Origin of the sequence: Finegoldia magna (assembly GCF_003182075.1) — a bacterium.
Classification (GTDB): domain Bacteria; phylum Bacillota; class Clostridia; order Tissierellales; family Peptoniphilaceae; genus Finegoldia; species Finegoldia magna.
Genome location: NZ_QGTH01000001.1, coordinates 55365 through 67985, shown reverse-complemented (window position 1 = coordinate 67985; position 12621 = coordinate 55365). Strand labels below are relative to the sequence as shown.

The window sequence follows — 12621 nt, the reverse complement described above, 5'->3', positions numbered from 1 at the left end:
TCTAACCTCCATTTGAAGAATATCTTCTAAGTCCACGATTGTACACAATGTATAAAATCATCAAGCTCACTGCTAAAAAAATTAATATTAGAGGAAAATGTCTAGTAGGTTTTCCGCTTAAAGCTAGTGTTGGAACAAATGCTATCAATGAAACAGGAACTACATAAGTCAGAAATTTTCTCAAAAAATTCGGAAAAATTGTAGTGGGATAATTTTTTGAAAAATTAAAATTGAAAATCAAATCCCTTAATGTCGATATTTTTTCAAATCTTAAACTCAGCATCGTTATTGTCGCATAAATCGTTTGATAATACACGTTCCCTATTATTAAAAGAATTATCATCTTTAATACAGCTACAAAAGAAATCGCGATATCAAATTTCACTACTACCAAAAATATTCCAACAATTCCAAGCAAGAGTTGCTCAATGAATGCAACAAGTGGAATATTTTCTATCATTATCATAAACAAAGTATTTTGAGGGCGATACAAATACCTATCCAAACTTCCGTCACGCACTAACCACTCAAAATCTCTGAGTCCGAAAAACATTTCTTCAATAGCTGAAGATAACATCCCGACCATTGCCAACAAATATATGAAAGATTTGTCGTATCCAAAAGATTCTACATTGTCAAATAACACAACCCAAAACAAAATCGTCGACAATAATTGGAAAAGGCTGTGAAAAAATATCATGATTATTTCATTTGGATAAGCAAACATCTTTTTCAGAGCAATTCTTAGAGAACAAGCAAATAATTTCATCATTCAACCCTCAATTTAGTTTTCAAAACATCTTCCAAGCTCAATTCTTCGATAGTAAATTCAGACTTAGAAAATTGTGAAATATCAACACTATTTAACTGATCGGTTGTCAATAAAGCTGTCGCCTTCTCATTGTCGATGTCTGGATTAAAATCCTTCAAATAATTAACGTATTTTGAAGATACGGTTAGTTTTCTGTACTTATCCCTATCCAAAAATTTATTGCACCTTCCATCGTAAATCACTTCTCCATGATTTAATACTATAATTCTAGGGCAAAATTTATCTATATTTTCTATCTCATGTGTGGTCAATATGATCGTAGAATTGTATTTTTGGTTTATCATATTCAAAAACTCAAATATATTTTCTTGAACCACAACATCAAGACCAATAGTAGGCTCATCCAAAAATATTGTTCGCGGCAAATGAATAAGGCTCACTGCCAATTCACACTTCATCCTCTGACCGAAAGACAATTTTCTTACAGGAGTATGTAAAAGTTGTGAAAGTCCAAGGACTTTATCAAATTCTTGTAATCTTTCCTCAAAATCCTTATCTGAAATTTCATAAACTTCTTTAAAATACTTGAAAGATTCTATCACATCAATATCGTAAAACATACACGAACGTTGTCCCATTGATACTCCAATTTCATTCAAAAATTGCTTTTTCCTGTCAGACGGAGTGAATCCATTCACTTTTATAAAACCATCTGTTGGATACAAAATTCCAGTCATCATTTTAATCGTAGTAGTCTTTCCAGCTCCATTAAGCCCAATGAGTCCGACTCTTTCTCCATCTTCAATTTCAAAAGAAATCTTCTTAACTGCATTCACGATAGTTTTTTCTTTGTTTAATAAACTTTTTCTCTTAACTATTTCATAATCTTTTTTCAGGTTGTTTACTTCTATCATATTTCGCTCCATAATTATACTCTCAAATATAATTATAGAGCATATCCTAAAAAAAACAATTTCCTATAACAAATATGCAATAAAAAAACGCGAAATTAATCGCGCAATTTTAATCAATTTTCAATTTGTAACAAACTATACAATATATTCTATATCGCTCCAAGTGTTATTAGAAATACTTCGATATAAAGCAATGCGATATATGATTTTTGGAATTTTATCCTTGAAGCAAATCCCACAATACAAAATATCGACCACATTTTTAAAACATTAACTGTAACAGCAGGATCACTTGCTTGTAGCACAACCTTTATGCTAAGAAATATACTTACCAATAATATTGAGAATTTAAGTACATCTCCAAGTCGAAATAGCGAATCTTTTAATTTGGTGCGGTTATTAAATATTAGCTTCCCGTCTATTACTACTGCTTTTCCTGAAAAATAATCGTGCAAATCTCCAATAAAATAAATCAAAAAATTAATAATTAGAGAAATACAAACTCCCACATTCAGACTGTTTAACACTAAGTTTGTATTTCGTGACCATAATAAATTCAAAACCAAACTAATCACAGAAATAATCAATAATATACTGATAAATGCTACAGATTTTTTAATGGAAACTGCTTGGAGAGCATTTTGCTTTTTTAAAATGGATTCTAACTCCGTATCCTCCTCAGAATTATTTGCAAATACAACATACACATTATTTTCATAAATGATCTGAGAATTAGTTTTCATGATTTGTATTTTTTCATCTATATTTTTATCCAAGCGCTTACGTAAGACACAATAAGATTGTGGGGCTTTGTTTTCATCATAGCGAAACTTCAGTATATCCAAAAAACTTCCCACTGCACCACAAAAACTATAGCCTTTTATTGATTGTTCTTCCAAATATTTAGTCAATGCTGGTGTTTCATAAAATTGATAGTTGTTATAAGTGTTTTTAGTTCCCATATCATTACCCTCTTTTAGTTTACATTGTAACTGGTACTAGTTTCCCGTCTTCTAATTTTAAAATACAATCGCTCATTTCGATAGCTTTACTTGTCAAATGATGTGTGATTGCTATTACTGTCAAATCTTTTTTCGAAAGTATGCATTCTTCAACAATATCTACGCTATTTTTATCCAATGAGGATGTTGATTCATCTAATAAAATACAGTTGAAGTTTTCGTTGAGAAGTCTTGCAATGGCTATTCGTTGTTTTTCTCCACCTGAGATAGACTTGTCTTCGCTGGAGATTACAGTGTCAATTCCTTTTGGTTTGGAATTAATCATAGTATTTAATCCCAATTGTTCAATGATTGTTTTATCTACAGGTCTGTTGTCATACAAGGATATGTTGTCTTTGATGCTTGCTGTGAATATTCCAGTGTCTTGTGTTGCAAATCCGATTTTCGAATAATATGTGCTATCTGTAATATTCAAAATATTTTTATTGTTAATCTGAACTACTCCTTCGGTTGCTATTTCTTGTTTTTGCAAAATCTTGAATATAGTTGATTTACCCTACAATGTCAAATAATTGATATTAAAAAAGCACCTAAATTTCTTTAAGTGCTTTGATGCGTCATATGGTATACAGTATATTTAACTCTGTGCTATTTTTTTTATTTGTGATTCCGGCAATACAGAATTTCTTAAAAAAGCGGGTTGATATTTTAGAATCTCATTTGCTTTTTCTAGTACATCATTGTCCACATTAACATAGTTATAATGATTTAAATTAATTGTTCCATCTTCATTTAAAGTAGTTTCAATAAAACGATACTCATTCATTCCTGAACATAATATAGTATCTATCAAAAGTTTTCTTGTTTCGTTCGGAGACATTCTAATGGATTTTAAACATCTTGATATTTGAGTTTGGTAATCCAACAATGTTATTATAGCATCAAATCCATCCTTTTTTAAACTATTTATCAAATATGGTTTCATTACAATATCTCCTCCTTCCTCTCAAATCATTTATACAAAAAAGTAGCTAAAATATTATATAATATTTATTTATAAATTGCAAGCCTTCCAAAATTAATTCATGAGCCGTTTTTATATCTGTTATAACTTGAGTATCCATTGAATTCTCTGACCAATGAGAATATGGATGTCTCATCTTTTTATACCTATTATACAAATCATTTAAATAATCTATCTGATTATTATTAAGATTCCCTTTTGAAGAATTATATTCGTACCTATTTGTTAATTCATTAGGTTTGAAATATCCAAAATTATTCTTTCCTTTTAGTGTGGTTGTATCCTGTCCTAACCTATCACTTAAAATTCTATGCAAATAAAATTCCATTGCTCTAAAAAGGGGTGTAACCAGACAAGTATAATCCGGCATATAGCCTGTTATTAGTGTATTAAATACTGCGGATAATAAAGTATTTCTAAGTTTTGTATCTTTATCATCAATTGGAAAATTAGGCAATAACGTAGAAAAAGCATTTTCAACCTCCGGCTTCTCTACTGTTAAAGCATGATACGTATTTAGGACTTCTATAACAGCATTATCTGTTGGTAATTTTTCAATGGCTAATGAAATAATTTTCTGAAACAGCAAACTCTGTTTCCCTTGAACGTAAGATTTATTACCTTTGTAGCAGTTAATAATCACTCGTTGACCGTCAAACACAAGTAACAATTTATCTAAGTAATCTTTTGGACTAGATTCTTCTACCTTAATTTTATCTTTAATATCTTCTTCATTGATTTCATTATTGAGTGATTCTACCATATTAAGCCAATCTTGCTTTTGAAAACCTATAAAATAGATAGATCCATCATTATATGTTTTATACCCTTGCGACAAGAGAGCTTTTCTTGCTAATTCATCCGCTTTTTCATTATACACAATTCCGCTATGAGCTTTTACATGCTCAAATTCTATATTTATCAACTTTGACTTCTCATCAAAGAATTTACTATATTCCTGTGAAATCTTGACTTTAGATTTCCATTCTTTCGTTGCCCACTTTTCAATGCCTTCATAATCATAAAAAATTTTTATTCTTTGTTTATTGCTTTCAATAGCCCATAAAATAGCTTGTTTAACACCTTCAATTTCACCTGCAATATTTCTTGAATCCATATAAGTTTTATCTATAAAAGCCTTATATAGACTGTCTTCTGATTCATTGGTTAAAAGAAGGACACCAAAACTGTATTTTTCTTTTCCATCTGCATCTAAAGAATGGCTGCCATCTACAAAAGCAATTACTTCTCTATCTCGTAAGTTCTTTATTTCCTGTTCTATTTTTTTATTTATTGCAGACGTTTCATCAGATACACTTTTAATTTCTTTTATATCTTCACAAGATATATATCTTATTGCATCTTCCTCAGTAGAAAAAGATTTATACACAGCTCCCGGAAATCCTTTAACCTGTTCCTCCGCTTCACTCCAAGTGCCATATATCCCTGGTGTCTTACCTACCTTTACTGCATAAAATTTTTTCTTCACCATAAATTTTCACCACCGCTATTCTAAATTTTAATAAATTTCTCCTCGCTCATATTTGTATTATACCACATTTAGCAAATAAATAGTATCTCCACTATTGACATAGTAGTCATTTTATGATATAGAAATTTTCGTTTATATTTTGTTACAACTTCAACTATACAAACTAATACTTCTCCATAATTTCTATTTCTCCACTTCTTGATACAACTATTTTATCAATTTTATTGTCCACATAAGCCTTCAATAAACTTTCTTCGTCTAAGACTGTAATATCCATTTCTTTCCTTGAATCAATCTTCTCTGACTTCAATTCTTCCAACTTACTCTCCAATAATATCTTTTTATCTTTGATAAAAGTTTTTTCCTTTAGATACTCCTCTTTCGAAATATTTTTCTTTTTATAATTTTCATAAATGATTTGTAAATTACTGTTTAATATGGATATTTCCTTTAAAATCTCTTCTTTTACATTCTTGTGTTCTATAACTTTCTCTTTATTTAATGTGTTTTGTATCTTAAAATCTTTTAATTTGGGTTTTATAAGTTCAATAATATCTTTCTCTTTGATATTGTTTGGTGTTTTCTCAGCTTTACATAAATTACAATAATAACTTTTATACTTGTATATTTTATCTGAATTCTTCTTTTGTCTACTGTCACATCGTAAACTCATATGTCTACCACATTCTTTACAAAAAATCTTATCAGAAAAAATAGAACGATTTTTGTTTCCTGTATATCCCCCAAAACTTCGTTTTTCTTTTATTTTCTTAACCTTATCAAACACTTCTCTTGAAATAATCGCTTCATGGGTATTTGGAAGTATTTTCCACTCCTCTTCAGGAAGTAAAATTCTTTTTCTTCCACCTATTTTTGTTTCTTTGAATTTATTATATACATAATCTCCTGTATATAGTTCGTTCCTTGTAATCTGTGAGATAGCTGCATTTGTCCAAACTCTTTTCTTTACCTCACTTCCAGTAATTAAATTTCCAGTATAATCAGAAAGTTTCAGTTCTTCTTTTCGTTCAGAGCGTGTAATATAACCTTTTTCATTAAATATATTAGCCACTTGAATACAGGAATATCCTTTTAGCAATAAATCAAAAGCTTCTTTAACTATAAAAGCTGTTTTTTCATCAATGATGATACTATGTTTATCTTTAGGATCTTTAATATATCCAAAAGGTGCTGCCCAATTTATATTTTTCCCCTGCGATTTAATTTGCCTAATAGAACTTCTTACCTTTTCAGATAATTCCTTACTGAATAAATCATAATACAATGTCTTAAACTGTGTATCTGTATCTAAGCCATTACCTTGTTCTTTTAAAGAATCATAGTTGTCATTAATAGCAATAAATCGTATTTTTAGAAATGGTAATATATTGCTTAAGTAATCCCCAAGCAAAATATAATCTCTTGAAAACCTAGACATATCTTTTACAATTATAGTTCCTACTTTACCAATCTTTATATCCTCAATAAGCCTTAAAAATGAAGGTCTATTTGTATTAGTGGCAGAATATCCATCATCTACATATTCTTCTATTTCACAACTTTTTAAAGATGATTCATTTTGAATGTAGCTTTTTATATAATCTCTTTGATTTGCTATACTTTCACTTTCATCTACTTTGTGATAATCTTCTTCAGAAAGTCTTAAATATATAGCTATCTTATTCATGCTCTACCTCCAACTGCTTTCCCACATCTTTATCAAGTTTAAACTTAAAATATATGGTAACCTGCTTATACTCTGATATTTCTATATGGCTAATTAATGTATCAACCAATTCTTTATCAACTTCTATGCTTTTAGCATCCAAGCAGCAAAATAGTACATCTATAAATTCTATAATTTCTCTTTTTTTCTTTTTTATATTTCTTATTCTATCATCAAAAACTTTTAATTCATTTTTTAAGGTTTTTATTTGATTATTTATTTTTTTACTTTCTATTTTAAAATCACTTAAAAGAACCTCTCCTTTAACATAGTTTTCATATTGTTCTTGCAGATTGATACTAAGAGAAGCAATCTTTTTATTATTTACATCTGTTTTTATAGAAACTTGATTTATCTTTTCAGCACTTATATTTTCTAAATATATTTTTAGTTGTAATCTTTTATCCTTTTTATAAAAGCATGAAAACAGTCTTTTTAAGGTATCTACTAAAATTTTGTCGAGGTCTGTTTCGTATATTCTTACATGAGATTTTTCTAAGTTTAATCTGTCTCCACCTTTACAATAATAGCAATAGCAAATCTCATCATGATATTTCAGTCCTCGTGGTCCATATCGTTTTTTCAAATATCTTCCACAAACACTGCACTGTATGAGGTCATCATACTTTCCTTCTTTTTTATAATCTCTTTGAATTTTTACTCCAACATTTTCTTTTCCGTCTTTTATTATGTTTTTCAGTGAATGGTAAGGTAGATAGTTTTGTTTTTTCTCCTTTATATCTCTGATATTTTCAAATGTAGTTTTGTCTATCAAACCTTCATGGGTGTTCTCTGTTATAATCCACTCTTCTTTATCACGAAACTTACTTTTCCTACTTGGATCATGTCTATTTGAGTATACTCTTTGAATCAAATTCCCAATATATACTTCATCAGAAAGCATTTTTGATATATGAGAAATATCCCATTGTTTTGTATCGTCTTTATCCTTAAAAATTTTACCTGTTCTTTTATATTCATCAGGTGTTGTATATGTTTTAGTCAATTCTCTTGCTATTTGCATATTGGATTTTCTTTGACTTGCCATATAAAAGATAAGTCTTACTACATCTGCTGCCTGTTCGTCCATCACCAGAACTCTTTTACCATCAATTTTATCAACCTTATAGCCATACGGAGCCATCGCTCCTATAAAAGACCCTTGTTTCATTTTTATTTCTTTAGAGGCTTTTATTTTCTTTGAAATATCTTTTGCGTATAAATCATTGAAGATATTTTTTATTGCTATTTCATAACTCTGATCTGATTTTATACCGTCTTTAGTATCTAGATTATCATTTACGGAAATAAATCGAACTCCCAAAAATGGAAATACTTTTTCGATATAGTTTGAGATTTCTAAATACTCTCTACCAAACCTTGACATATCTTTTACGATTATACAATTTATCCTACCTGTTCGGATATCTTCCATCATTTCAATAAATGCAGGTCTTTTAAAATTTGTTCCAGAATACTCATAGTCCTTGTACACTCTTAAAATCTTTATATCTTTTTCGTTTGCAGCATTTATACAAAGTTCTTCCTGCATTTCAAGTGAATTACTTTTATCCCTATAAGCTTCCTTTCTTTCCTGTGATAATCTAGCATAAATACCGGCAATGTATATTTTTTCAATCACTTTTACAACTTCTGTTTCTGATTGTGATATATGCCTATTTTTTGTTCTAGCCACAGCATACCTCACTTTCAGCCCTTACAAGACTTTTATTCATAACAGTGGGTATAGTTTTTGACTTCCTGCTTATATCGATACTTTTCTTTTTTATAGTGTTAGCTTTAATGTCAGACTTATCCATTTTTGTCATTTCTTCAAGTAAAGACAATTCTTCGGTATGATTAAACCTAACATCTATCGTTTTATCTTCAGAAATATAAATTTTATCAATGAGCATCACAACAGATAATCTATCTATCTCAGATAAATTTTTATACTTGTTAATGTCGATGATCCAACTCTTATTTTTGTCAATCCTCTCCTTAGTATATTCCTGTTTTTTCAATCTATACTCGATACTTTCATCTAATTTAGTCAATTTCTCTGTATAGTTTTTTCTAAAAAGTTGATATTCTTCTTTACTAATAACATCTTCTTTTAGGTCAAGGTATAGGGAAGATAAGAGTTCTTCTGTCATCGCTTTTTCTCGTTTTAGTATAGGAATTTGATTGTCTTTCAAATTTTTATTTATATCTATACGCTGAACTTTAGAATATAGATTTTCATTAAATTCAATGTAGGACTTCATTATTTTAGATACTGCTTTTATCAAGGTTTCTTCTTTTATGCTGTGTCTTGTGCAAGATTTTTCCTTGTTATACTTTGAGCATATATAGAAAACCTCTTCTCTTTTTTTATACTTTACAGTCCTTCTAATCAAAGAACTTCCACATTCTTTACAAAAAAGCATTCCTGTAAAAATATCAATTTTGTCCTTTCCACGAGAATTATTCAAATCTCTTTTTAACATAGTATTTGCAATAGTAAAAACTTCTTTACTTATAATTGATTCATGGGTATTTTCTACTCTTATCCATTCTTCTTTCTCTTTTTCTATCTGCTTTTTATTTTTGTAACTTAAAGTAACACTCTTTCCTTGTAAGGTATTTCCAATATATACTTCATTTTCTATAATTCTATTTACTGTCTTTGCTGACCAATTTCCACCTTTTGTATTTTGAAATCCATTACACTTAAATCCTTGACTTTCTTTATATTTTCTTGGAGTTAAAACTCCTAAATGATTTAGTTCATCTGCAATTGCCTTTGAGGAATATCCCAAGAGTTTCATATCAAATATATTTTTGATAATATCCGATATATCTTTATCAATCACTAACTTGTTTTTATTCTCCTCAGACTTTTTATATCCATAAGGTGCAAAAGCACTGATAAAGTCTCCTTTTTCTCTTTTTATCTTTTGAGAGCTTTTTACCTTATTGGAAATATCTCGGCAATAACTATCATTGATGAAGTTTTTTATAGGAAGTATAAGATGTGTATCGTTTATATCTGCACTTTTACTATCGTAATTGTCATTTACTGATATAAATCTTATACCATTTTCCGGAAATATTCTTTGAATATATTTTCCAGCTTCTATATAATCTCTTCCGAATCTTGATAAGTCCTTTACAATAATTGTATTGAACTTTCTATCATAGGCAGCATTTATCATTTCTTTAAAATTGGGACGATCAAAATTTGCACCTGAATATCCATCATCAACATACTCTTTGATCATTGTAATTTGATTTTTTCTTGCATAAGAGTTTATAATTTCTCTTTGATTGGATATAGAGTTACTTTCTGTTTTTTCGCCATCTTCTTTTGATAATCTTAAATACATAACTGCCAAATTTTCTTTTGCTAAATTGTTTTTAAACATAAAAAAGCCTCCTTTAATTCAATTTACATACAATAAATCGAACCAAGGTTAGGCTTCCACAAAAATATTATAACGCTCCTTATATTTTTTGTCAGCCCCTAATAGACAGAAAATTTTTCTTTGATGTATTCCTCTACTAAATTTTCTAAACTAAATCCATTTTCATTAAATTTAACTTCTATATTCCAACCATCAATTTGATTTATCATCTGTTTATCTTTTTTATCTGTTTTCATTTCTGTATTTATATTATGTTCATCACACATAATATCTTCTCCTTATCTTCAATATCTTTAAGTTTTTTGACATTAACAGGCGTGTAGGTCACGACATTGGAATTTCACCACCGCCCCTTTTCAAGATGAGCCGGCAACAACTGTAGAAGTATCATTATCCCCATTTGCTTCAATGCATCAGTTTCCTAGGCTGAATATATAATTTCTTTTTATCGCTCGTTTTCTTTTATCCTTCTTTTAACTAGAGTATTTATTTAAACCGAAATCCTTATCAGCAGAAATGTCATGGCGAAGAAATTATAAAGCTCCACAAATGGTTAATGTCCTGTCTTGGTCTATTCAGTTGTCAAGGTTCAAAATTCTTTCAATTTCTTTTTTTATATAAAAGAGGACAAAATTCCCCTTCACTTTATAAAGGAAAATTTGCCCTCTTTGGTAACCAGAATTTATAGTTCTTCTATAAATTTCTTTAGTTTTTCTAAAATTTTATCTCGCTTTTTAATTAAAGCTGGATGTGAAATATTTTTAGTCTTTGCTACTGCACGAAGTGTTTCATCATTGAAATATAGTCTTTCTATAATTTCCCGTTCTTCATCATTTAACTTTGATATAGCATTTTTTAGTGTTTCAATCATCATTTGTGTAGCTACAATTTTTTCTACATCAACGTTCTTATCTTCTATATTATCTTCAAAGTTTCCATCATGATTCAGAGAAGAAAAAAAGAGCAAGTGGTTTTTCTTGTCCACTCGCTCTAAATATTTTGCATGTTCTCTTTCTTGCCAGTAGACTTTATATATCTGCTCGCTTACTTTGATTTTTTGTCCACCAACATAGAGGTAATATTCTTTTGACATTTAAGTTTCCTCCATCCTTTTTTATTTTTGTTTTCTAGACAAAAAAGGAGGGCTCCTGCACTTAGGCATGAGAAGTCCTCTAAAATGAAAGAAACTCTTTCTAATATTGTTAATTATATTTAATTTTTCAACTAAATTATCTAGTTTGCAAACAGAATAAACTGAAGAAAAAAGGTGCCTTTATTTTAATTATATTTTTTTGCATCTTTTACCTCCATTCTTTTAGTTAAATCAATTAATAATCTAATTTTTTCTATTCAATACCTTTAAATATTGTTCTTTATTAATTAGTTATTCCAAGTTTCTATGCTTGTTCAAATACTCTAACTGCTTTTCTATACTTCGAATCTTTACCCTGCACAAAAATACTCTATAATTGGATAAATTCTAGAATAACCGAAACACAAAAAAGAACCTTAGAAAAAAACTATCAAAGCCCACGCAAACAGGCCATAATAAGAGAAAACAAGAAGGCTTTAGAATCTGTTTTACTAACATTAGCAGAGTATAAAACTTGATTTGAATTGACAGTAAAAATAGAAGCTAAAACAGCAGAAGCTGTAAATGCGACCCTAGGTGAAATCTTCAAAAGAGATTTTGAGTTAAAAAATAAACTCTTTAAAAGCGTAACATCAAATAACGGCTTCGAAATCGCAAGTTTAGCAGCTCCGACAGTCCATCTAAAATATTAGGAGGGACATCTTTCGTTACAACACTTCTAGCTGCTATCACGCTATTCGTTCCAATGGTTATACCTTTCTTTTCACCACAAACTATGATTGAATTTGCTCCTATCCATACATTATCTTCGACAACAATCGGATTCGCATATCAACAGCCATCTAATCTTTTTTTTGAATCTAGTCTATGTCCTGAAGTATAAAAACCACAATTGGGGCCTACCCAGATGTTATTTTTAAAAATTATTTTTGCTCCATCTAATAAACTACAATTACTGTTGATTATTACGAAGTCGCCAATTTCAATATTATACCCAACTCCACATTTTAAAGGCGAAAATATAAAAAAATCACCATTGACTTTTCCCAAAAATTTTTTCAGAATATTTTTCCTTTCCTCAAAGTGAGAGGCTGGTATATTGTTAAATTCATGGCATATTTCTTCAGATTTAATCAAATCTCCAAAAAAAGTGTGGTCATCATGAATATTAAATTCTTCTCCTCAACTTATTTTTTTGTTTATAATTCCTTCAGCATTATTCTCTCTTTTC

Annotated in this window: 12 protein-coding genes and 1 pseudogene; all 13 read right to left on the bottom strand. The window is 29.3% G+C overall.

The genetic code is table 11. The features are described 5' to 3' along the window. Nucleotide 1: 1 nt before the first annotated feature. Nucleotides 2-772, bottom strand: a complete 771-nt coding sequence (locus tag DES33_RS00240) for an ABC transporter permease (RefSeq protein ID WP_094206110.1) — start codon at nt 770-772, stop codon at nt 2-4. Beyond that, nucleotides 769-1686 carry an ABC transporter ATP-binding protein gene (locus tag DES33_RS00235; protein WP_110057764.1) on the bottom strand — a complete coding sequence of 306 codons (918 nt, stop codon included), beginning with the start codon at nt 1684-1686 and terminating at the stop codon, nt 769-771. The genes DES33_RS00240 and DES33_RS00235 overlap by 4 nt, the downstream gene beginning before the upstream one ends. Before the next feature lie 149 nt (nt 1687-1835). Continuing rightward, nucleotides 1836-2648 (bottom strand): hypothetical protein, encoded by an 813-nt coding sequence (locus DES33_RS00230; RefSeq protein WP_110057763.1) that lies wholly within the window; start codon nt 2646-2648, stop codon nt 1836-1838. A 19-nt stretch (nt 2649-2667) separates the two neighbouring features. Beyond that, on the bottom strand, nt 2668-3192 hold the full coding sequence (locus DES33_RS00225; RefSeq protein ID WP_227930672.1) for an ATP-binding cassette domain-containing protein: 525 nt from the start codon (nt 3190-3192) through the stop codon (nt 2668-2670). Between the two features lie 93 nt (nt 3193-3285). After that, nucleotides 3286-3633 (bottom strand): type II toxin-antitoxin system RnlB family antitoxin, encoded by a 348-nt coding sequence (locus tag DES33_RS00220; protein WP_110057762.1) that lies wholly within the window; start codon nt 3631-3633, stop codon nt 3286-3288. Between the two features lie 46 nt (nt 3634-3679). Next, a complete protein-coding gene (locus DES33_RS00215; protein WP_110057761.1) occupies nt 3680-5164 on the bottom strand; it encodes a ribonuclease H1 domain-containing protein in 1485 nt (494 codons plus the stop codon). A 163-nt stretch (nt 5165-5327) separates the two neighbouring features. Then, on the bottom strand, nt 5328-6851 hold the full coding sequence (locus tag DES33_RS00210; protein WP_110057760.1) for a recombinase family protein: 1524 nt from the start codon (nt 6849-6851) through the stop codon (nt 5328-5330). After that, the gene (locus DES33_RS00205) at nt 6844-8586 is read right to left on the bottom strand and encodes a recombinase family protein (protein ID WP_110057759.1); all 1743 of its coding nucleotides are present in this window, start codon (nt 8584-8586) and stop codon (nt 6844-6846) included. The genes DES33_RS00210 and DES33_RS00205 overlap by 8 nt, the downstream gene beginning before the upstream one ends. Then, the gene (locus tag DES33_RS00200; RefSeq protein ID WP_110057758.1) at nt 8579-10297 is read right to left on the bottom strand and encodes a recombinase family protein; all 1719 of its coding nucleotides are present in this window, start codon (nt 10295-10297) and stop codon (nt 8579-8581) included. The genes DES33_RS00205 and DES33_RS00200 overlap by 8 nt, the downstream gene beginning before the upstream one ends. Nucleotides 10298-10395: 98 nt before the next feature. Then, nucleotides 10396-10563, bottom strand: a complete 168-nt coding sequence (locus tag DES33_RS00195) for a hypothetical protein (RefSeq protein WP_000332792.1) — start codon at nt 10561-10563, stop codon at nt 10396-10398. Nucleotides 10564-10979: 416 nt separating this feature from the next. After that, complete coding sequence (locus DES33_RS00190) at nt 10980-11390, bottom strand: sigma-70 family RNA polymerase sigma factor (RefSeq protein WP_035110847.1); 411 nt, start codon at nt 11388-11390, stop codon at nt 10980-10982. Nucleotides 11391-12008: 618 nt separating this feature from the next. Further along, complete coding sequence (locus DES33_RS09940) at nt 12009-12209, bottom strand: DapH/DapD/GlmU-related protein (RefSeq protein ID WP_110057757.1); 201 nt, start codon at nt 12207-12209, stop codon at nt 12009-12011. A gap of 12 nt (nt 12210-12221) precedes the next feature. After that, nucleotides 12222-12560 (bottom strand): annotated as a pseudogene (locus DES33_RS00180) (maltose acetyltransferase domain-containing protein); the annotation flags it as partial. Nucleotides 12561-12621: the final 61 nt, after the last annotated feature.